Source organism: Aquabacterium parvum (assembly GCF_001447195.1).
Classification (GTDB): Bacteria; Pseudomonadota; Gammaproteobacteria; order Burkholderiales; family Burkholderiaceae_C; genus Aquabacterium; species Aquabacterium parvum.
This window is the reverse complement of record NZ_LFRI01000516.1, coordinates 21,904-42,055: the sequence shown is the minus strand read 5'-3', so window position 1 is coordinate 42,055 and position 20,152 is coordinate 21,904. Positions and strand designations below refer to the sequence as shown.

Below are 20,152 nucleotides of genomic sequence, written 5' to 3'. Positions count from 1 at the left end.
GCTGGAGGTGGCTGTCGCCAAACCGGCTGCATCGGGCCCTCGCGTGGCATCGGCCCACGTCACCAAGGCGGGCAAGGCCGCCGACCCTTGGTTGCCTGTGGCCCAGGCGGAAGGCATCAGCGAATGGCGTTTGCCCAATGGCCTGCAGGTGCTGCTGATCCCGGATGCTGCGCGGCCCACCACCACCGTGAACCTGACCTACCGCGTGGGTTCGCGCCACGAGGGCCTGGGTGAAACGGGCATGGCTCACCTGCTTGAGCACCTGCTGTTCAAAGGCTCGCCCAAACACCCCAAGGTGTGGGCCGAGTTCACCCAACGCGGCCTCAGCGCCAACGGCAGCACCTGGCTGGATCGCACCAACTACTACGCCAGCTTCGCCGCCAACGAGGACAACCTTCGCTGGTACCTCAACTGGCAGGCCGATGCGATGGTCAACAGCTTCATCGCGCGCAAGGACCTCGACAGCGAGATGACCGTTGTGCGCAACGAAATGGAGATGGGTGAGAACAGCCCGGGCCGCGTCTTGCTCGAAAAGACGCTGGCGACGATGTACCAGTGGCACAACTACGGCAAGTCCACCATCGGCGCACGAACCGACGTCGAGGGCGTGGACATCTCGCAGCTGCAGGCCTTTTATCGTCGGCATTACCGCCCTGACAACGCCACGTTGATCGTGTCAGGTCGCTTCGATGTGCCTCGCACATTGGCCTGGATCCGAAACGCTTTTGCCCCCATCGCCAAGCCCAAGGCCCCCTTGCGCGAGCCGTACACGCTGGATCCCGTCCAGGATGGCGAGCGCAGCGTCACCTTGCGGCGCAGCGGGGGTGTGCCCTTGCTGTACGCGGGCTACCACGTGATGCCTGGCGTCCATGCTGACCATGCAGCGGTTGCTTTGTTGTCATTGATCCTGGGAGACACCCCGTCAGGTCGCTTGCACAAGCAACTGTCCGAGCGTCGGCTGGCGGCATCCACCTTCGCGTTTTCTCAAGGACTGGCCGACCCAGGGTTCCTCATCGCCGGCGTTCAGCTGGGGGTGGATCAGGAGGTCGGCCCCGCCCGCGAGGCGTTGCTCAAGGCCGTTGAGTCGTTCGCTTCGCAGCCCGTGACCGAAGCGGAGCTGGCCCGAGCGAAGGCCCGCTGGTTGAAGGACTGGCAAGCGTTGTTTGCCGATCCACAGCACGTCGGGGTGGCGCTGTCCGAGTCGGTTGCACAGGGCGACTGGCGGCTTTTTTTCCTGAACCGCGATCGCGTGCGCGACATCAAGCTGGCCGATGTGCAGCGTGTGGCGGCGGCTTACCTTGTGCGGTCCAATCGCACCTTGGGCGAGTACGTGCCAACGGCGCAGCCGGTGCGCGCACCTGCGCCCGCGCGGGTTGACCTGGCCGAGGTGCTCAAGGGTTTCAAGCCGCAGGCTGCGGCCGATGACGTGGCTCCTTTCGACGCCACCCCAGCCAACATCGATGCCCGCACGCAGCGCTTTGATCTGCCGCCGGGCATGAAGGTGGCCCTGCTGCCCAAACCCACGCGCTCACACGCTGTGCAGGCCACCTTGGTCTTTCACCATGGCACGTCCGAGTCGTTGGCCAATTGGGGCGAGGCCCCTTCCGCGCTGGCCGAGTTGCTGGATCAGGGCACGCAGACCATGTCCAGGCAAGCCCTGCAGGACCGGCTGGACGCACTGCAGACCGAGGTCAGCGTTCACGCTTCGGCAGGGCAGTTGGCCGTGACCTTGTCGTCCAGGCGGGAGCACTTGCTGGCGGCCATCTCCGTGGTGGCCGACATGCTGCGACGCCCATTGCTTCCGGCCGAGGGTTTGGAGGAGGTGCGCCGGCAAGCTTTGTCCGCGATCGAGGCACAGCGCAAAGAGCCCTCAGCTGTGCTTGCCGAGGCGCTGTCTCGCCACGGTGACCCTTATCCGGCGGGCGACGTGCGTCACGCGCGCTCCTTCGATGAGATGGCAGCCGACTGGCGCGGTGTGAACCTGGCGCAGGTGCAGGCCTTCCATCGGCGCTTCTTGTCGGCCTCGCATGCGCGCGTGGGCATCGTCGGTGATTTCGATGTGCAGCAGGTGCGCCAGGCTTTGAGTGAGGCCTTTGGCGATTGGGGCTCACACGAGGCTCGCGCACCCATTGCGATGCCGCTTTTGTCTGTGCCAGCGGTCAGCTTGAGTTTGCAAACGCCGGACAAACAAAACGCCACGATGGTGGTGCGCCTGGGCATGCCCGTGAACGACAGCCATCCCGATTACCCGGCATTGATGATGGCCAATCACCTCATGGGTGGCGGTGGCGATGCCAGGTTGTGGCGCCGCATCCGCGAGCAAGAGGGCTTGTCATACAGTGTTCACAGCGCCATCGAGTGGGGGCAACGTGACCTGAACTCGCAATGGGTGGTCAGTGCGATTTTCGCACCGCAAAATCGGTTGAAGGTCGAAAGGGCGTTCCAGGAAGAATTGGAGCGTTCGCTCGCAAACGGCTTCACGCAAGCCGAGTTGAGCGCTGCTCAGGGCAGCTTGCTGAGTTTCAGGCAGCTTGGGCGTGCCAATGACGGCCGTTTGGCGAGCGCTTGGGCCAATAACCTTGAGCTGGGGCGGGATTTTTCGCTGTCTGACAGGGTGGATGCAGCCCTGCGTTCGCTCACGCTGGATCAGGTCAACGACGTCTGGCGGCGCCACATTCGGCCTGAGGCTTTTGTCAGGGGTGTGGCCGGAGACTTTGCGTCGGCGCCCTGAGCCAGATGGCTGCGTGAGTTGGGGGCAGCGCCAAGCGTGGTTTGGGTGGCAAAAGAAAAAGGCCGGATGATTCCGGCCCTTTGGGTTCATTCGGGTTTGAAGCCGTTCAAATCGCGAAATCTTCCAGTTTCTTGCCCGACGCGATGGCAGCCTGAATCCACTTGGGCTGCAGGCCACGGCCTGTCCAGGTTTCACCGGTGGCCTGGTTGCGGTACTTGGGGGCGACCTTCTTGCCTGCGGTGGAGCCGGAAGCCGCAGGTTTGCCGGGCTTGATCCCAAGGTCAGCGACGGTCAGGCCGTGCTCGGCCAGCATGGACTTGATCTGGTTGATCACGGAGGAGCGCTCTGCGCGACGGGCCTCTTGAAGTTGCTTTTCGAGGTCGGCGGCTTGTTTTTCGAGAGCTGCCTTCTGCGCGAGGAGTTCCTGATAGTTGCTCATGTGCTTCCTTTGTTGCCCGATGCCCAGGCTTGGATACTTAATCGAGGACCAGTCCGGATCTGCGGCGGTGGATAAAGAGGGGCGCGGCAGATTGGCGAATTCTATACCCAGGTTTTTGCCGCCGCCAATCCACATGGCAAGCAAGTGTGAATCAAGGTAAATCGCTTATTGATTGTCGCGCTTCGGTGGGCTGGAAATCGCCTGCCCGAGTTCAATCACCGCCAGAGCGTAATAGCTGGACTGGTTGTATCTCGTGATGGCGTAGAAATTCCGGGTGCCAGCGATGATGGTGGGGGGCTTGCCGGCGTTGTGCAGCAACACCATGGCCAGGGGCCCGGGGTGATCCATCGCGGTTTTTGGGAGCTTGGCGCCGAGCTCCTGCATTTGGCTTGCGGTGAATGTGGGGCGTATATCCGGCGCCAGCAGGGTGTCGAGTTGTGGCCCGCTGCCGGGCGCTTGCACGGAGAAATGGGTGGGCCATTGCGCCTGCCAGCCGTGCGCGGCCAGGAAATTCGCGACGCTGCCGATCGCATCGCTGGGGCTGTTCATCAGGTCGATGTGTCCGTCGCCATCGAAATCCACGCCATGGCGACGAATCGAGCTCGGCATGAATTGTGGCCAGCCAATGGCGCCGGCGAACGAGCCCAGCACCTGGCCCGGCTCCAATCCCTGCTCGTGGCACATCGTCAGGAACTCACCGAGCTCCTGTCGAAAAAAAGCGCTGCGATCGCTGCGACCTTTCGGGAAGTCAAGTGAGAGCGTGGTCAAGGCGTCGAGCACGCGGAAGCGACCGGTGTCCCGTCCGTAAAGGGTCTCCACGCCAATCACGCCAGCGATGATGTGCGCCGGCACGCCGTAGCGTGCCTCGGCGCGTTGCAGGTCGGCGGCGTGCGCCTGCCAGAAGCGCTGTCCGGCACGCAGGCGTTGGGGCTCGACGAACCGGCTGCGGTAAGCCGCCCAGTTTTTGGCACCTGGGTTGGCCGCCGGCATGATCAGCTTGCCCACGACCTCGCGGTAGCGAGCCTGGGCGATGGCTTCTCGCACCCACGGCGCGGGCAGGTCATGGCGGCGGGCCAGCTCGTCGGCGAGCTGCGTTGCATCGCCGCGATCCGCGTAGCTGGCCTGGTCTGCCGGCAATGGCCTGGGCTGCTCGTTTTGCGCGCTCGACGTGGCGATGGGGGTCGCCACCAGCGCTGGTGAGGATGCCGCAGGAGCTGGGGCCGAAGGCGTGGGCTGCTGGAGCGGCTGCTCGAGCGCACGGGGCGCTGCGGGGATGGCGGCTCCCGTGTCAGGGGCGGTGCTGGGCGACGAGCCACAGGCCGCAACGCCCAAGGCCAGGAGCACAGAGGTCAAGGAGATGAGCGGCCTGGTGTGACAGGGCGATGCGGGCAGGGCTCGAGTGGGGCGGTCTAACATGGGAGCGAGGCAGGAGCGGGGCATGGTGCGTGTGCATGGGCGTGTGCATGGGCGTGTGCATGGGCGTGTGCTTTGGCGCACGCGAGGGGGCAGTGTGCCAAATGCCGCGGCGCTCAGCCACGTGGGCGCATCACGGGCGTGGTGTGGGGGCGACCTGACTGACTGGCCCACTGCGCAGCCAGCTTCGTGACCTCTTTGACCAGGGCCTGCCGTTGTTGTCGCGCGCGGGGCTGCTCGGGGGCGTAGCGCAATGCGTCCAGGCGTTGGAGCCGTTCGATGAGCGCCAGCGCAAGCTCCGGATGACGGCGGCTCGGTGCTTGTCGCTCGATGGCGCTGGCCCAATTCAACGCTGGCGCCGGGGCAGGGCAATCGATTGGGGCCTTTAGTCCGGCCGCCAGCAATGCACGGTGCACTTTCATCAGCGGGGCATGCCAGGGAGATCGACCCTTCCTGGGACGTTGCAACCAAAGCCACAACAGCCCCGCGATGGCGAGTGCGCCGACGATGCCTGCGCACATCCGCACCAGCGTGACCCAGTCTGGGGACTCGAAACCCCAGTCGCGAAGCAGGGACATCTGTTGTTGCCTTGAATACTGCAGCACCCAGACGTTCCATCGGTGGTTCGCGGCATCCGTGTAGGCTCGCAGGCCGCTCCAGAATGCCGGGTCAAGCCCTCGCAGGGCCGGTGGCAGTTGCTCGGGGTAGCGGATCGGTGGGCGAGGGCGGTCGATTCGATTCGGCGCGACCGCGGCCGTCGGGTCGATGCGCACCCAGCCTCGCTGCACCGACCAATATTCCGCCCAGGCATGGGCGTCGCTGTTGCGCACCACATGCAGCCCGTCGACAGGGTTGACCTCGGCGCCCTGGAAGCCGGTGACGACTCGCGCGGGCACGTTCATCGCCCGCAAGATCACGACGAAGGCGGTGGCGTAGTGTTCGCAAAAACCGGTCTTGCGATCCAGCCAGAAACGGTCGATGGGATGCGGGCGGGGCTCCGAGCCATCCCCTGGGCCATCATTCGGCGCGAGGGTGTAGCTGAAGCCGCCCTGGCGAATGTGGCTGAGCAGGGACTGCGCCAGCGCGTCAGCGTCGGCTTCCTTCAGGTTGCCTCGCTCCCGCCATTGGGCCGCCCAGGCCAGGGTGCGGGGGTTGTGGCCCAGAGGCAAGGCCAGGTTGCCCAGGCCGGTCTCGCGAGTGCGCGGATCCAGCGTGTCCCGGGTGCCCATCCACGCGCTCGCGTCAACCTGGGTTCGCTCGGTCAAGGGGGCTCGCGCGTGCCAGCTCAGCCCGTCTCGCTGCAGCGTCGTGGTCGAGCCGTTGGCCGCCGGCTTGGCGACCAGCGTGCCATCCAGCAAGGGCACGGTGCGAAGGCGATTGGGCTCCAGCGTCAACTGGTAGTTGATTTGTCGGCCCAAGGCTTCGGGTGCGTCGATTTGAGAGGTCGTCGCGGCCGTTGCGCCCATCGGGGATGGTTGGCGAAGCGCCGCGCTGCTGGTCCAGTGTTTGCCATCGAAGCGGTCCAGCACCGGCCCCCGAAAGTACATCTCGTGGTGCAGCGGCGTTGCCCCCAGGAAGCGAACGCGCATGGCCACGCTGTCGTCGAGGGCCAGCTCGGACATCTCTCCCAGCTCGATCCTGTCGGACAGGCCGGTGCGTGGACCGCTGTCTGACGGTGCGCTCCACAGCGGTCCGAACCGGGGGAACAGCAGGTACAGCGCGAGCATGACGGGCACGCCCATCACCATGCACCGGGCGGCAGCGCCCACGGCCGCGGTGATGGGCGGGCGACCTTGCTGCCGCTGCGCCAGCACCAGCGAACTGAGCAGGCCCAGCGTGGCCACCAGCATCAGTGCAGCCAAGCCAATGGCCTGAGAGTGCAGGAACTGAGTCAGCACCAGGAAAAAGCCCAGCGATGTCACCACGAAGGCATCGCGCCTGGCTCGCAGCTCCAGGGTCTTGAGGGCGGTCAGGAGGGTCACGAGCGTGACGCCGGCTTGCCGCCCAAAAATGGACTGGTGGGTGAGCAGGGTCAGGCCTGTGGCAGCGATCAAGGCCAACACCAGCATCCAGCGTGGCGGCAGTGGGGCGTCGCGCCAGGCGAGCCAGGCGCGCCAGGCGATGGCCAGGCCCGTGCCCACGCTGCACCAAATCGGCAGGCGACCGAGGTGAGGCAGGATGCAAACCGTGATCACGGCCAGCAACCACAATGTGTCGCGGCCGTCCCGGCTCAGGCTGGTGCGGGGGCGGCTCAAGGGTGGCGACCTCCGCGGGCAGACCCGGCACCACCTGGCCAGGTGGCGAGGGTGTCCAGACAATGCCTGAGGTGGGCGGGCCCCTGGCCGCAGGCGACCACTTGTCCCGGCAGCCTCAGGCCATAAGCGCGCCCCAGTGCCGCAGACTCCTGTTCGGCCATCAACAACCACGATGTCAGCCGAGACAGCCGTTCTTCTGTGTCCATGTTCGCCAGCCCTGGGCTGCGCTCGAAGTCCAGCCAGCGATCGGGTGCCCTGCTCGCCGCAGGCTCGCGGGTGACCAGACCTGCGCCGGTGGCCAGCGTCAGGCTGGATTTTTTCCAGGCGATCCAGCGCACCGGGTCGCCCCTGCGGTAGTCACGCAAACCTTCGGGCAGGTCCTGTCCCTGACGGCTTTGGTGGGTGGTGGCCAGGTTGGGGTCGACGCTGTCGCTGTCAGGCAGTTGCGGGGCGAGGGTGTCCAGTGCGGGCCACACCAGCACCTGCGAGCGCGGGCGCCAGTACGACCAGGCCCTGAACAGCCCCAGCGGGTAACGCGTCTCGATGACCAGGCGAGGCAGGGCTTGCTGGCCGCGCTGCTGCGCTGGGATGTCGATCAGCAAACAGGTGTCCTGCCCGGGGGGCAGGTCGGCGAACTGCACTGCGCCTGCCAACCTGGGCTCAGGGCCCGAAGCCGATACTGCCAACGCACAGCGCCACAGCCGTTTGTGCTGGTTGGTGATCGTGACGGGCAGTTGCACGAATTGCCCGGCATGGACGCTGGGCGGGCTGCCCAGGCTCAGGCTGATGCCTTGCAGGTTGCCGTGCGTTTGGTAGAGGGCCGCCAGACCTGAGCCGCCAAGCAAGAAGGCCAGCGCGTAGCCCAGGTTGACCTGCTCGTTGATGGAGGCCAGCAACAGCACGCTCACCACGGCGGCAAATCCCCAGCCAGCGCGCGTGGGCAGGATGTACAGGTTGCGCTGCGTGAGCCGCAACTTGTCTTGGCGGGGCAACCTGGCCTCCCACCAATCCGACCAGCGTTGCCTCAAGCGCGACGTCACGGCGGCCATCATGGCACCGGCGTCGCCTCCAGCAGGGCTCGCGCCTGGGCTGCGGCGCTGCGCCCTGACTGGTTCAGTGCTTGCAACCGGTGGGCCACGCCTGGCACCCACAGCACCTGGATGTCTTCCGGTGAGGCGTGTTGCCTGCCCATGACCAAGGCCCGCGCACGGGCCAGCCTCAGCAGCGACAGGCCTGCGCGCGGGCTCAGACCCTGCGCGAACCAGCGTCCGTCCCGGGTGGCATGGATGAGCGCCAGCACGTAGTCAAGCAGGCTGTCCGACACGTGCACGCTGTCAACCTGTCTCTGGCAGGCCAGCCAGGACTCGGGCGACATCACCGGCTGCAGTGACTGCAGGGCTTGGCGCCTGTCCGAGCCCTGAAGCAACGAGCGCTCGGCGATGGCATCGGGGTAGCCCAGCGACAGTCGCATCGCGAAGCGATCAAGTTGTGATTCAGGCAGCGGGTGCGTGCCCAGTTGCTCGCCCGGGTTTTGCGTGGCGATCACAAAGAAGGGGCTTGGCAAAGGCAAGGTCTGCCCGTCCACGGAAACCTGCCGCTCCTCCATGGCCTCGAGCAGCGCACTTTGGGTGCGAGGCCCGGCCCGGTTGATTTCGTCGGCCAGCAGCACCTGCGCGAACACCGGCCCGGGATGAAAGACAAACGATTCTTTCTGGCGCTCGTAGATGCTCACCCCGATCAGGTCGGAGGGCAGCAAGTCGGCGGTGAACTGCACGCGAGCGCAACTCAGCCCCAGCGACCTGGCCAGGGCCTGCGACAGCGTGGTTTTGCCGACCCCTGGCACGTCCTCGACCAGCAGGTGCCCGCTGGCCAGCAGGCAGATCACGCTGAGCGAGACCTGCTCCTTCTTGCCCACGATGATCGTGCTAACCTGATCGATGAGCGACGTGAGGTGCGTGGCCTTCCCAGCAGTCAAACCCGATGGCAGGCTGGCGGGCATGGAAGCGTGCGAATCGTTGCGAAGCATGGCAAGACCTTAACCGATTCCCGGGAGCGCCGAAGCGCTTTCTGAACCATGACCACCGGCTATTTCTCTCACCCGGACTGCCTTGCTCACGACATGGGCAAGGGGCACCCGGAGTGCCCGGCCCGGCTGCACGCCATCGACGATCACCTGCGTGCCGTGGGCCTGGACGTGCTCATGCTGCCCCAGGACGTGCCCATGGCGTCCAACCAGGACCTGGCACTGGCGCACGACTTGAATTACGTGCTCACGCTCGATGACTTCCTGCAGCAGCTCGAGGCCACGGGGGACACCCGCGCGCTGGACCCTGACACCTGGGGGTGCCCGGGAACCCGATCGGCGGCCTGGCGTGCCGCGGGGGCGGCGGTGGCCGCGACGGATGCGGTCATCGACGGCAAGCTGGCCAATGCGTTTTGCGCCGTGCGCCCACCCGGGCACCACGCGACGCACGACCACACCATGGGCTTTTGCTTCTTCAACAACGTGGCCGTGGCGGCCCGCCATGCCTTGGATGTGCGGGGCTTGCAGCGCGTGGCGGTGGTCGACTTCGACGTTCACCATGGCAACGGCACCGAAGACATCCTGGCCAACGACGACCGAGTGCTGATGGTCGGGCTGTTCCAGCACCCGTTTTACCCGTTCAGCGGTGCCGAGAGCCGCGCTGGCAACATGGTCAACGTGCCGGTGCCGGCGCGCAGCGACGGCAAGGTGGTCCGAGATGTCATCGAGAGTTACTGGCTCTACCGACTGGAAGACTTCAAGCCCGAGATGATCTTCATTTCGGCCGGCTTTGACGCTCACCGCGAGGACGACATGGGCGGCCTGGGTCTGGTCGAAGCCGACTACGCCTGGATCACTCAGCGAGTCATGGACATCGCCCGTGTGCACGCCAAGGGCCGCATCGTCTCCTGCCTGGAGGGCGGCTACAACCTCAACGCCCTGGCGCGAAGCGTCGCGGCACATGTGCGCACGCTGATCGAATACTGACCCTTCTTCTGCCTGTGACCTCCCTTGTTTCCTTTGCCGCAGCGTCGGCTCCCTCGTCGGCTGCTTTCGCCGGCGCCCACACCCGCCCCCTGACCGCCGCCGAGCTGGAGCAACTGTTGTCCATGCTGCAGCAGCCCACCGCGCTGATCGAGCTGGGGGTGGTCATCGGCTGTCTGGGTTTTGCGTGGCTGCTCATCCGATTCCTGCGGGGTAAACAGCCTGATCCAAGCTCCATCTGGTTCGGCCACCACGTCATCGACGGCATCCTGTTTCCGGTGCTGGCACTGCTGCTGGCGCTCATCGCCCGGCGTGTGCTGCAGGAGGCGATCCCGCTGGCGGTGTTTCGCGTTGCCATACCGGTGCTCTCGTCCCTGGCGGTCATCCGACTGACGGTCAAGGTGCTGGGCGCTGCTTTCCCGGCGTCCAGCGCCCTGAGGGTGGTCGAGCGCACGGTGTCCTGGGGCGCCTGGCTGGCCACGGTGCTCTGGATCACCGGCTTGCTGCCCATCATCCTGATGGAACTCGATGAGATCACCTGGAAGATCGGCTCCAGCCGGGTCAGCCTGCGCAACCTGATCGAGGGCACCTTGAGCGCGGTGCTGGTGATGATCCTGTCGCTGTCGCTTTCTTCGGCCCTGGAAGCCAGGTTGCTCAAGGGGGCAACGGACAACCTCTCGCTGCGCAAGATGGCCGCCAACATCCTGCGTGCGTTGCTGCTGGTGGCCGGGCTGATGCTGGCGCTGTCGGCGGTGGGCATCGACCTGACGGCGCTGTCGGTGTTCGGTGGCGCCCTGGGCGTGGGCGTGGGCATGGGCCTGCAGAAGCTGGCGGCCAACTACGTCAGCGGCTTCGTCATCCTGGCCGAGCGCAGCCTGCGCATCGGTGACCTGGTGCGGGTGGACAACTTCGAGGGCGTCATCACCGACATCAACACCCGCTTCACGGTGATCCGGGCCACGAACGGGCGGGAGTCCATCGTGCCCAACGAGGTGCTCATCACCCAGCGGGTCGAGAACGCCTCGCTGGCTGACCGGCGCGTGTCGGTCACGACGGTGGTGCAGGTGGCATATGGCACCGACCTGCAGTCGGTGATGCCCTGCTTGCAGGCCGCTGTCGCCCAGGTGCCCCGTGTGGTCCAGGATCCGCCGCCGTCGGTTTTGTTGACCCAGTTTGCGGCCGACGGCCTGGAGTTGACCGTGTCGTTCTGGATCATGGACCCGGAAATCGGCCAGTTGGGCGTGCGCTCGGCCGTCAACCTGGCTCTTTTGGCCGAACTGGACCGGCTGGGTGTTGAAATTCCTTTTCCGCAGCGGGTGCTGCGCCAGGCCAGTCTCCCCTCGGCGCCCCAGGCGGGCGGGGTGGTATCCTCGCCCGCACCATGATGTCCATCCTGCAGTTGTTCACCCGGACCCATCGCCCACTCACTTTGGGCCTGCTGCTGGCAACCGTGCTCCTGGCCTTCCTGGTCAGCGACGCCTGGGGCCTGCTGGCGCTCGCCTTGTCAGCCTTCTGGCTGATGCTCAGCCGGCGAGACGCCCCGCGCCCTGTGCCCAGCCAGGCGGGTGCCGTGCTGTGCCCCGCTGATGGGCGCGTGGTTCGCATCGAAAAGGCGCGTGATCCCTACGCCGACCGCGAGGCCCTGCGCATCAGCGTGTTCATGAACGTGTTCGACACCCACGCCAACCGCGCCAGCGTCGATGGCGTGATCCGTGACGTCAAATACTTCCCGGGCGCAGCCATCAACACCGACCTGGACACTGCCTCCCCACGCAACGAGCGCAATGCCGTGGTCATCGAGTCCAATGGCCAATTGGTGACCCTGGTACAGGTGGCCGGCCTGATCGCCCGCCGCATCCTCTGCCACGTCAAGCCCGGTGACACGCTCACCCGTGGCCAGCGCTATGGCCTCATCCGCTTCGGATCTCGCGTTGACATCTACCTGCCGCCGCACGCCGTGCCCAAGGTCGCCCCAGGCGAGCGCGTGTCCGCCACCACCACCGTCCTGGCGACCCTGGTGACCGCATGAACCTCCCTGATCCTCAATCGGGTGCCGACGAGGCCGTTGACGCCTGCGCCGAAACCCCGTCCGAGCCGCCTCGCCCGCGCCGCAAGGGCATCTACATCCTGCCCAACCTGTTCACCCTGGCCGCGCTGTTCGGTGGGTTCTACGCCATCGTCATGGCCATGAACGACCGCTTCGACCAGGCTGCCGTCGGCATCTTCTGCGCCATGGTGCTCGACAGCCTGGACGGCCGCGTCGCGCGCATGACCAACACGCAGAGCGCCTTTGGCGAGCAGATGGACAGCCTCTCGGACATGGTGTCCTTTGGTGCCGCGCCGGCTCTGATCGTCTATGAATGGGCGCTCAAGGGCATGGGCAAGTGGGGCTGGATCGCCGCCTTCGTGTACTGCTCCTGCGCCGCGTTGCGACTGGCGCGCTTCAACACCAACATCGCGGTGGTCGACAAGCGCTTCTTCCAGGGGCTGCCCAGTCCGGCTGCTGCCGCCTTGGTGGTGGGCCTGATCTGGGTTGTGACCGATGCCGGCTATGTGCCGCAAGATGCCATCTGGCTGACCTGGCTGGCCTTTGCCTTCACGCTGTATGCGGGGCTGACCATGGTCACCAACATCCCGTTCTACAGCTTCAAGGACGTCAACTTCCGCAAGACCGTGCCCTTCATCGTGATCGTCGCGATCGCGCTGGGCATCGCCGTCATCACCATCCACCCGCCGATCGTGCTGTTCGGCGTGTTCGTGGTGTATGGCCTGTCCGGCTACGGCGTCTACGCCTGGAAACTCAGTCAGGGCAAGCGTGTGAGCGTGATTTCCACCTCCACGGACGAGCCCGAGGAAGCTGGTTTGCACCGCTGAAGCGTTAAGCCCACCCAAGCTGATTGACACGGGGTGCGAACCGCCGCCCCCGCTTGCCCCACCACAGGGCGAGGAGACCCCCATGACCGACAAGCTGATCATTTTTGACACCACCTTGCGCGATGGCGAACAGTCGCCCGGCGCCTCCATGACCCGCGACGAAAAGCTGCGCATCGCCCGCCAGCTCGAGCGCATGAAGGTGGACGTGATGGAGGCCGGTTTCGCGGCTTCGTCGAACGGCGACTTCGAGGCCATCAAGGCCATCGCCGACGTCATCAAAGACTCCACCGTGTGCTCGCTGGCCCGCGCCAACGACCGCGACATCGCCCGTGCGGCCGAGGCCCTGAAGGGCGCCAACGCCTGGCGCATCCACACCTTCATCGCGACCAGCCCGCTGCACATGGAAAAGAAGCTGCGGATGTCGCCCGAGCAGGTGCTGGAGCAGGCCCGTTCCTCGGTGCGCTTTGCCCGCAACCTGACCTCCGACGTCGAGTTCTCGGCCGAAGACGGTTTCCGCTCCGAGATCGACTTCCTGGCCCGCGTCTGCGAGGCCGTGATCGCCGAAGGCGCGACCACCATCAACATCCCCGACACGGTCGGCTACGCCATCCCCGAGCTGTACGGCAACTTCATCCGCGAGCTGCGCGCCAAGGTGCCCAACTCCGACAAGGCCATCTGGTCGGTGCACTGCCACAACGACCTGGGCATGGCCGTGGCCAATTCGCTGGCCGGCGTGAAGATCGGCGGTGCGCGCCAGGTCGAGTGCACCATCAACGGCCTGGGTGAGCGCGCCGGCAACTGCGCCATGGAAGAAATCGTCATGGCGATCAAGACCCGCCGCGATTACTTCGGCCTCGACGTCGGCGTCGACACCCGCCAGATCATGCCGGCCTCGCGCCTGGTCTCGCAGACCACCGGTTTCGTCGTGCAGCCCAACAAGGCCGTGGTGGGCGCCAACGCCTTCGCACACGCTTCGGGCATCCACCAGGATGGCGTGCTCAAGGCCCGCGACACCTACGAGATCATGCGCGCCGAGGACGTCGGCCTGTCGGCCAACAAGATCGTGCTGGGCAAGCTCTCGGGTCGCAACGCCTTCAAGCAGCGCCTGCAGGAACTCGGCATCGAGCTGGATTCGGAAGCCGAGATCAACGCCGCGTTCGCCAAGTTCAAGGAACTGGCCGACCGCAAGAGCGAGATCTTCGACGAGGACATCATCGCCCTGGTTGGCGATGAAAGCGTCACGAGCGAGCAGGAGCACTACCGCCTGGTCGCGCTGTCGCAGCAGTCTGAACTGGGTGAGCGGCCTCAGGCTCAGGTGGTGTTCGCGGCCGGCGGCGTCGAGCATCGCAGCGAGGCCGAAGGCAATGGCCCGGTGGACGCCAGCGTCAAGGCCATCGAGGCTGTCGTGAAAAGTGGCGCGGAAATGCTCCTGTACTCCGTGAATGCCATCACGTCCGGCAGCACAGAATCACAGGGTGAGGTGACAGTCCGTCTGCAGCATGGCGGTCGCGTCGTCAACGGGGTCGGAGCCGACCCGGACATCGTGGTGGCGTCCGCCAAAGCCTACCTGGCAGCCCTGAACAAGCTGCACAGCAAGGCCGAAAGGGTGGCCGCTCAGGGGTGAAAACCCTCGCCCCGATGGCCTGATGCTCCAGGCCGCTTGATGAATGACGCGTAAGTCCTTGATTTACGCGTCATTTTCATTACACTCCCTGTGTGGACGAAAGGGCTGTAACGTGGTGGACAGAAAATTGAAGGCATCCCACTGGGTGTTGATGGCGTTGGTGGCCTGCGTGGCAGGCTTTTCTCAGCCCCAGCTGGCCGAGGCCAAGTCGACCCCACGCGAGGCCAAGTCCCAGGCCACCAAAAAGGTCAAGGTCGTCAAGCAGGCCAAATCAGCCAAAGAGTCCAAGGTGGCCTCTCGCAAACAGGCCGGCAAGCGCACGGCCGCTGCCCAGGCTCGCCAACGCAAGGTGGTCGGCTCCCGGAGCGAGTCGCGGGTTGCAGCCACGCGAGCAACGGGCAAGCGCTCCGCTTCCTCGGCACGCGCCCAAGCCGCCAGCGTCGCTCGCACCCCAGAAGTTCCCGCGTTCTCGCGCATCGCGGTGAGTTCGCCCAACGCTTTGTCCCGTCCCACGGCCAGCCTGGTCGCCGCATCTGGCGCCAAGGGCGCGTCCTTCGGGCAACTGTACGGCTTGCACCAGACGCAAGACCCGCTCGAGCTCAAGTCCAGCGTCGCCCTCGTCATGGACCAGGACACCAACGAGGTCATGCTCTCGAAGAACCCCGAGGCGGTGCTGCCGATCGCGTCCCTGACCAAGCTCATGACGGCGGTGGTTGTCGTTGAGGCGCACCTGCCCCTGGACGACTCGATCACCATCACCAACGACGACGTTGACACCGAAAAGAACAGCAGCTCTCGCTTGGCAGTGGGCTCCAGCCTCAGCCGAGGCGAGCTCCTGCACCTGGCGCTGATGTCGTCCGAAAACCGCGCCGCCCATGCCCTGGGCAGAACCTACCCAGGCGGGATGCCTGCCTTCGTCAGCGCCATGAACGCCAAGGCCCGCCTGCTGGGCATGCACGACACCCGCTACGTTGACCCGACCGGTCTGAACAGTGGCAACCAGGCCACCGCGCGAGACCTGGCCATGCTGGTCAAGGCCGCTTATCAGCAGCCTCTGATCCGTGAACTGTCTGTGTCGCCCGAGCACGCGGTTCGCCTGGGCAACCGCCAGCTCCAGTTCCGCAACACCAACAGCCTGGTGCGCAGCCCATCCTGGGACATCGGTCTTCAGAAGACGGGCTACATCGTCGAGGCCGGGCGCTGCCTGGTCATGCAAGCGAGCATGGCCGGCCGCAAGTTCATCATGGTGTTCCTGGACTCTGCGGGCAAGTACTCTCGCCAGGCCGATGCCGAGCGCGTTCGCCGCTGGATCGAGAACGCCGCACAAAAGGGTGCTTTGAGCACCCATGCTTCGGCCAAGGTCACATCCTGACGGGTGCCGGCGTCGGGGGCAATCCGGCAGCTCCATTCGTGAAACGGGCCCCGAAGGGCCCGTTTTCCATTTGAATGCGCTGCACCCGCTGGTTCATGTCACCGAGGGGTCCTGCCAGCCCAGGGCCAGCGAGATGCGCTGGGCGCAGCCCTTGAGTGCTTCCTGCCACTCTGCGGGGAGCCCGCGAGAATGGCCGATGTTCAGCGCCAGGCTGGCGGCGACACCGCCCAGGTCATCGTGGATGGGTGCGACCACCGTTTGAGAGCCCGGCTCGCCCGGCTCTACGTCGATGGCCATGCCAGCCTGTCTGATCTGGCTGAGTTCGGCCTGCAGGTTTTCGGTGCGCAAGTTGGCAGATTGGCTCAGTGCGTTGAGCACCAGGCCCGATTCGTTGATCAGCAGGACCTTTCCGGCGGCGCAACCGGTGATCGGCAAGCGCAAGCCCATGACCCGCGTCACCTGCACGCCACTTCGCTCTGAGACGGTGCGCTCCACGCACAGCGCTTCGTCATCGTGGCGCACGAACAGCGACACCGATTGACCGGTGACGCGATGGAGTTCCTGCATCGGGCGAACCGCGAGGTCACGCACGTCCAGCCTGGCTTTGACCAGATTGCCCAAGGCCAGCAGGCGGATGCCCAGCCGGTAGGCGCCGGGACCCGAGCGCTCGACCAGGCCGCCCGAGGCCAGGTCATTGAGGATGCGGTGGGCGGTGGAGGGGTGCAGGCCGGTCTGTTCGCTGATGGACTTCAACGACATGGCCTCGTTGCCGTGGGCCAGGGTGTCGAGCAGGGAGAACATCCTGCCCAACACCTGGATCGACGTGCCGTCTGGTCTGGAATCGCTCATCGGGTTTTCCTTCGGCGCAATGGCCTTTTGGGACGTGGGATGAAGCATCAATCGGCGAAACTGGCGGTTCCTTGAGTGCAGTTCCACTTTTCCCATGTGCCTTTTTTGGCATCTGATACGGCCATGCACAGGTTTGGTTCTTCATTGCCCCGCGCCGCCGTGTTGGCGTCCGCTTTCCTGGCCCTGATTTGCTCGATGGCGTCCACGCCTGTGCGGGCTCAATCGGCCACGTCGCCAGCGGCATCTCGTGCGGTCGAGGCATCCGACGAGGGCGCTGGTGCCAACGCCAGCAGCCGCCAATGGATCAGGGTGCCGCGGGTGTGGGGGCGGATCACCGCAGAAGAACTCGGTGTGGTCATCAACGTGGACGACCCGTACTCCGTCGAGGTGGGCGAGCACTACATCCGCGCGCGCAAGATCTCGCCCAGCCAGGTGCTGAGGTTGCGCCTGCCCGTCAGGCCCACCCTGGATCGCCAGGAGTTCCAGGCTTTCAGGCGCCAGGTCGATGGCTTTTTCGGCGTGCGAACCCAGGGCCTGGCCCTGGCTTGGCGCCAGCCGCACGCGGTCGAGTGCCACAGCATCACCGGGGCGCTGGCCCTGGGGTTCGATCCGGCACTTTGTGAAAAGACCTGCGCACCCAGCAAGCCATCGCGGTACTTCGGCTCCTCCAGCACCCACCCGATGCGTGACTTGGGCGTTCGCCTGAGCATGTTGCTGGCCGCACCCGACGTGGCCCAGGCCAGGGCCCTCATCAACCGCGGGGTGGCTTCGGACGGCACACTCGGTGAGCGTGGGGCGCAGCCTGCGAACGTGCATTTCGTGGCCACGTCCGACGCCCTGCGCAGCGTGCGTCGTCAACTGTTTCCGCCGGCCGGTCCGGTGCCGGCTTTTGGCATCGACGTCCACCTGGACCAGACCGACGCCTTGCGTCACGCTGACCGGGTGTTGATGTACCTGACCGGTCGCACGCACGTGGACGGCCTCGAGAGCGTCAACTTCCTGCCAGGCGCCTTGGCCGATCACCTGACCTCGTTCGGAGGTGTCCTCGACAAGCCCAACAGCCAGATGACGGTGATGTCCTGGATACAGGCTGGCGCCACGGCCAGCCATGGCACGGTGAGCGAGCCTTGCGCACACCTGCAGAAGTTCCCGCACCCACAGTTGCTGCTGTTGTTCTATGCCCAGGGGGCCTCGGCCATGGAGGCTTACTGGAAGAGCGTCGCATGGCCCCGTCAGAGCCTGTTCGTGGGTGAGCCCCTGGCCGCGCCTTTTGGCCGCTGAGGTTCAGCGCATCCAGCCCCAGGCCACGCGTTGAGCGGTCCAGGCCTTGCGCCAGGGCGTCAGCAGCAGGCGCTGGTGCAGCACGGCGTCGCCCGCGTTGGCCACCACCTCGACCTGGGTGAGCGCCAGGTGCGCCAGCAGCACCAGCGGTCGCAGGGCCTTGGACTGATCTTTGGGCAGGCGCCGAATCTGACCCAGGGATTCATGCAGTGGCGTGCGAGCGCGTTGCGCGAGGTCCGCCAGCAGCTGCGGCCAGCCTGGCGGCGCCTGCTCAGGAACCGGCTTGACCAGCTGGTGTGCCTTGACGTCGTGGGTCTGCAACAAATCGATGCCCACCATGACCCAGCCAGCGCGTGCGTCCTGGCCCAGGCGCCCCAGTCGGTGGCTCAGGCGCAGGCCGGTGCCAAGCAAGGCGGCGGCCGAGCGCGCCTCATCGCTCGTGGCCCCCAGCAGGCGTGCAGCGCTTTCGCAGGCCAGTCCGGTGGTCTGCTGAGCGTGGCGCACGAAGTGGGCTTCGTCCATCCAGCGGTTTTGATGCACCAGTTGAACCAGGCCCTCGATCTGGGTCATGCAAACGGCGGTTTCTGGCCAAGTGGCTCCCTCGGGCAGGCGCAAGTTGTTTTTCTCGCGCGTGAGGGGGTGGTTGGGCTCGCCCCGTTCGGTTGCCTGCAGCTCGTTGGCCCACCAACGCAGCTTGGTTTCGGCCACGCCCGGGTCCTGGACGTCCAACGGGATGCGGGCCGTTTCGTGCCACCAATTCAGCCAGCAGAGCAGGGCGGGTGCGTGCGCCGCAGGGCTTAGGCGCATCGCGTGAGCCAGGCTGCTGCCAGGGCGAGGAAAATCTGGCGACAAGGGATGGGGGGTCTCGGACATGGTGGTGTGAGGGTTCGGGTTTGCCCGCAACAAACAACAAGGGGCGGACAAAGAGGTCGCCATTGTCTCAACAGCTGAATTGACATGGGCAGGCGCGCGTGCCTACATTACTGACCCGCGGGTCAGTTGCTGCGCCACCAGGTTGGCATGGGTGATCCGACCCGACCGCGACGGCGGTTGTCCTCCTTGCATCCGAACCCCTGCACACCATGCGCTGGCCCCTGGCAACTCCTGCTCCCTCCATGTCTCGTTCTGCGCCTTCTGCCGCGCCCCTGGTCGCGATCCTCCTCGTCTCTGCTGTTTTCTTGTCTGCTTGCGGCAAGCAGGCCGAGCAAGTGGCCCCGATTCGGGCCGTGCGCACCATGGTGCTGTCCGATGGCGGCGCCTCGTTGCAACGAGAGTTTTCTGCCGACATCCGAGCCCGCACCGAATCTCGCTTGTCCTTCCGGGTGGGTGGCAAGGTGACGCAGCGCGCGGTGGAGCTGGGGCAACGGGTCAAGGCTGGCCAGTTGTTGGCACAGGTCGATCCGCAGGACCTGAGGCTGGGCGCCGACGCGGCCAAAGCGGCCTTGTCTGCGGCGGAGGCCCAGGCAGGGCAGGCCGGCGCTGACCTGGCGCGCTTCAAAGAGCTGCGTTCACAAGGTTTCATCAGCGAAGCCGAGCTCGAGCGCCACACCACGGCCGAACGCGCTGCGCAGGCCAGCCTTCGCCAGGCTCGTGCCCAGGCTGGTGTTCAGCTCAATCAGGCTGGCTACGCGTCGCTGACCGCGGGCGCTGCCGGCGTGATCACCTCGGTTGATGTCGAGCCAGGGCAGGTCGTGGGGGCAGGGCAGCCCGTGTTGACGCTGGCTCAGGACGGCCCCCGTGACGTTGTTTTTGCCGTGCCGGAAGACATGGGCCCCGCTGTGCGCGCGTTGATTGGCAAATCCGCAGGCATCCAGGTGCGCCGTTGGGGCGCGACGGAATGGTCAGCGGCCAAGGTGCGTGAGGTGGCGGGCGCCACCGACAGCCTCACCCGCACCCTGCTGGTCAAGGCCGACATCGGCGAACTCCAGGCCGAGCTTGGCCAGACGGCTGCCGTGCTCGTGCGCACCCCCACCCGCATCAAGGGTGGCATCCAGCTGCCTCTGCACGCCCTGGCACAGCGCGAAGGCCGCTCGGTGGTCTGGGTGCTGGATGGCCAGTCCATGACCGTCAAGCCGCAGCCCGTGGTCACCGGCGACATCGTTGGCAACGTGGTCCTGGTGGCCGACGGGCTCAAGCCTGGTCAGGAGGTGGTGACCGCTGGTGTGCACGTCCTCAACCCTGGGCAGAAGGTCAAGCGCTACGTCGAGCCCGGCTTGGGTGAGCGCCCGGCCGTGCCGCCTGCTGCGGCGTCTTCGGCGTCGACCCCGATGCCATCTCGTTCCTGATCCCTGCGCGGATCATCGAGCA

At 65.8% G+C, this 20,152-nt stretch carries 17 protein-coding genes; 9 read left to right on the top strand and 8 right to left on the bottom strand.

The window, feature by feature from the left end; all coding sequences use genetic code 11:
- Positions 1–43 precede the first annotated feature (43 nt).
- On the top strand, positions 44–2,731 hold the full coding sequence (locus tag ABG80_RS18700; RefSeq protein WP_058089198.1) for a M16 family metallopeptidase: 2,688 nt from the start codon (positions 44–46) through the stop codon (positions 2,729–2,731).
- Between the two features lie 106 nt (positions 2,732–2,837).
- Here ABG80_RS18700 and ABG80_RS18695 read toward each other — a convergent pair whose 3' ends face one another.
- The 5 genes from ABG80_RS18695 to ABG80_RS18675 all read right to left on the bottom strand — a co-directional run bounded on the left by ABG80_RS18695 (position 2,838) and on the right by ABG80_RS18675 (position 8,837).
- Complete coding sequence (locus ABG80_RS18695) at positions 2,838–3,305, bottom strand: H-NS histone family protein (RefSeq protein WP_321166069.1); 468 nt, start codon at positions 3,303–3,305, stop codon at positions 2,838–2,840.
- A gap of 30 nt (positions 3,306–3,335) precedes the next feature.
- Positions 3,336–4,514, bottom strand: coding sequence for a lytic murein transglycosylase B (gene mltB, locus ABG80_RS18690; protein WP_235513959.1), 1,179 nt, complete (start codon positions 4,512–4,514; stop codon positions 3,336–3,338).
- Between the two features lie 185 nt (positions 4,515–4,699).
- Complete coding sequence (locus tag ABG80_RS18685; RefSeq protein ID WP_058089078.1) at positions 4,700–6,838, bottom strand: transglutaminase family protein; 2,139 nt, start codon at positions 6,836–6,838, stop codon at positions 4,700–4,702.
- Positions 6,835–7,890 (bottom strand): DUF58 domain-containing protein, encoded by a 1,056-nt coding sequence (locus ABG80_RS18680; protein ID WP_058089077.1) that lies wholly within the window; start codon positions 7,888–7,890, stop codon positions 6,835–6,837. The genes ABG80_RS18685 and ABG80_RS18680 overlap by 4 nt, the downstream gene beginning before the upstream one ends.
- On the bottom strand, positions 7,887–8,837 hold the full coding sequence (locus ABG80_RS18675; protein WP_058089196.1) for an AAA family ATPase: 951 nt from the start codon (positions 8,835–8,837) through the stop codon (positions 7,887–7,889). Before ABG80_RS18675 ends, ABG80_RS18680 begins: the two co-directional genes overlap by 4 nt.
- A gap of 75 nt (positions 8,838–8,912) precedes the next feature.
- Between ABG80_RS18675 and ABG80_RS18670 the strand changes: the two genes are divergently transcribed.
- The 6 genes from ABG80_RS18670 to pbpG all read left to right on the top strand — a co-directional run bounded on the left by ABG80_RS18670 (position 8,913) and on the right by pbpG (position 15,715).
- A complete protein-coding gene (locus ABG80_RS18670; protein ID WP_058089076.1) occupies positions 8,913–9,848 on the top strand; it encodes a histone deacetylase family protein in 936 nt (311 codons plus the stop codon).
- 122 nt (positions 9,849–9,970) lie between these two features.
- Entirely contained in the window at positions 9,971–11,230 is a 1,260-nt protein-coding gene (locus ABG80_RS18665) for a mechanosensitive ion channel family protein (protein ID WP_058089195.1), read from the top strand.
- Positions 11,227–11,874 (top strand): phosphatidylserine decarboxylase, encoded by a 648-nt coding sequence (locus tag ABG80_RS18660; protein ID WP_058089075.1) that lies wholly within the window; start codon positions 11,227–11,229, stop codon positions 11,872–11,874. Before ABG80_RS18665 ends, ABG80_RS18660 begins: the two co-directional genes overlap by 4 nt.
- Positions 11,871–12,719, top strand: a complete 849-nt coding sequence (pssA, locus tag ABG80_RS18655) for a CDP-diacylglycerol--serine O-phosphatidyltransferase (protein ID WP_058089074.1) — start codon at positions 11,871–11,873, stop codon at positions 12,717–12,719. Before ABG80_RS18660 ends, pssA begins: the two co-directional genes overlap by 4 nt.
- Before the next feature lie 82 nt (positions 12,720–12,801).
- Positions 12,802–14,343, top strand: a complete 1,542-nt coding sequence (locus ABG80_RS18650; protein ID WP_058089073.1) for a 2-isopropylmalate synthase — start codon at positions 12,802–12,804, stop codon at positions 14,341–14,343.
- Positions 14,344–14,494: 151 nt separating this feature from the next.
- Positions 14,495–15,715 carry a D-alanyl-D-alanine endopeptidase gene (pbpG, locus tag ABG80_RS18645; protein WP_083506270.1) on the top strand — a complete coding sequence of 407 codons (1,221 nt, stop codon included), beginning with the start codon at positions 14,495–14,497 and terminating at the stop codon, positions 15,713–15,715.
- Positions 15,716–15,808: 93 nt separating this feature from the next.
- On the opposite strand, the gene ABG80_RS18640 is transcribed toward pbpG, so the two are convergent.
- Together ABG80_RS18640 and ABG80_RS23045 are read right to left on the bottom strand one after the other, a co-directional pair.
- On the bottom strand, positions 15,809–16,564 hold the full coding sequence (locus ABG80_RS18640; protein WP_058089072.1) for an IclR family transcriptional regulator: 756 nt from the start codon (positions 16,562–16,564) through the stop codon (positions 15,809–15,811).
- Between the two features lie 47 nt (positions 16,565–16,611).
- Entirely contained in the window at positions 16,612–16,770 is a 159-nt protein-coding gene (locus ABG80_RS23045; protein ID WP_160322607.1) for a hypothetical protein, read from the bottom strand.
- On the opposite strand from ABG80_RS23045, the gene ABG80_RS18635 reads away from it, so the two are divergent.
- A complete protein-coding gene (locus ABG80_RS18635) occupies positions 16,760–17,845 on the top strand; it encodes a TIGR03790 family protein (protein ID WP_058089194.1) in 1,086 nt (361 codons plus the stop codon). The genes ABG80_RS23045 and ABG80_RS18635 overlap by 11 nt on opposite strands.
- Positions 17,846–17,848: 3 nt before the next feature.
- On the opposite strand, the gene ABG80_RS18630 is transcribed toward ABG80_RS18635, so the two are convergent.
- On the bottom strand, positions 17,849–18,718 hold the full coding sequence (locus ABG80_RS18630) for a phytoene/squalene synthase family protein (RefSeq protein ID WP_160322606.1): 870 nt from the start codon (positions 18,716–18,718) through the stop codon (positions 17,849–17,851).
- Between the two features lie 242 nt (positions 18,719–18,960).
- On the opposite strand from ABG80_RS18630, the gene ABG80_RS18625 reads away from it, so the two are divergent.
- Positions 18,961–20,130: an efflux RND transporter periplasmic adaptor subunit gene (locus ABG80_RS18625; protein WP_058089070.1), complete on the top strand. Its 1,170-nt coding sequence runs from the start codon at positions 18,961–18,963 to the stop codon at positions 20,128–20,130.
- The last annotated feature ends 22 nt before the right edge of the window (positions 20,131–20,152 follow it).

Excerpts from the sequence above, each read along its gene's own strand:
- ABG80_RS18675 (WP_058089196.1), bottom strand. The coding sequence starts at position 8,837 with ATGCCCGCCAGCCTGCCATCGGGTTTGACTGCTGGGAAGGCCACGCAC.
- ABG80_RS18625 (WP_058089070.1), top strand. The coding sequence starts at position 18,961 with ATGTCTCGTTCTGCGCCTTCTGCCGCGCCCCTGGTCGCGATCCTCCTC.
- pssA (WP_058089074.1), top strand. The coding sequence starts at position 11,871 with ATGAACCTCCCTGATCCTCAATCGGGTGCCGACGAGGCCGTTGACGCC.
- ABG80_RS18640 (WP_058089072.1), bottom strand. The coding sequence starts at position 16,564 with ATGAGCGATTCCAGACCAGACGGCACGTCGATCCAGGTGTTGGGCAGG.
- pbpG (WP_083506270.1), top strand. The coding sequence starts at position 14,495 with ATGGCGTTGGTGGCCTGCGTGGCAGGCTTTTCTCAGCCCCAGCTGGCC.
- ABG80_RS18635 (WP_058089194.1), top strand. The coding sequence starts at position 16,760 with ATGGCGTCCACGCCTGTGCGGGCTCAATCGGCCACGTCGCCAGCGGCA.
- ABG80_RS18665 (WP_058089195.1), top strand. The coding sequence starts at position 9,971 with ATGCTGCAGCAGCCCACCGCGCTGATCGAGCTGGGGGTGGTCATCGGC.
- ABG80_RS18660 (WP_058089075.1), top strand. The coding sequence starts at position 11,227 with ATGATGTCCATCCTGCAGTTGTTCACCCGGACCCATCGCCCACTCACT.
- ABG80_RS18680 (WP_058089077.1), bottom strand. The coding sequence starts at position 7,890 with ATGATGGCCGCCGTGACGTCGCGCTTGAGGCAACGCTGGTCGGATTGG.
- ABG80_RS18630 (WP_160322606.1), bottom strand. The coding sequence starts at position 18,718 with ATGTCCGAGACCCCCCATCCCTTGTCGCCAGATTTTCCTCGCCCTGGC.
- ABG80_RS18695 (WP_321166069.1), bottom strand. The coding sequence starts at position 3,305 with ATGTGGATTGGCGGCGGCAAAAACCTGGGTATAGAATTCGCCAATCTG.
- ABG80_RS18670 (WP_058089076.1), top strand. The coding sequence starts at position 8,913 with ATGACCACCGGCTATTTCTCTCACCCGGACTGCCTTGCTCACGACATG.
- ABG80_RS18650 (WP_058089073.1), top strand. The coding sequence starts at position 12,802 with ATGACCGACAAGCTGATCATTTTTGACACCACCTTGCGCGATGGCGAA.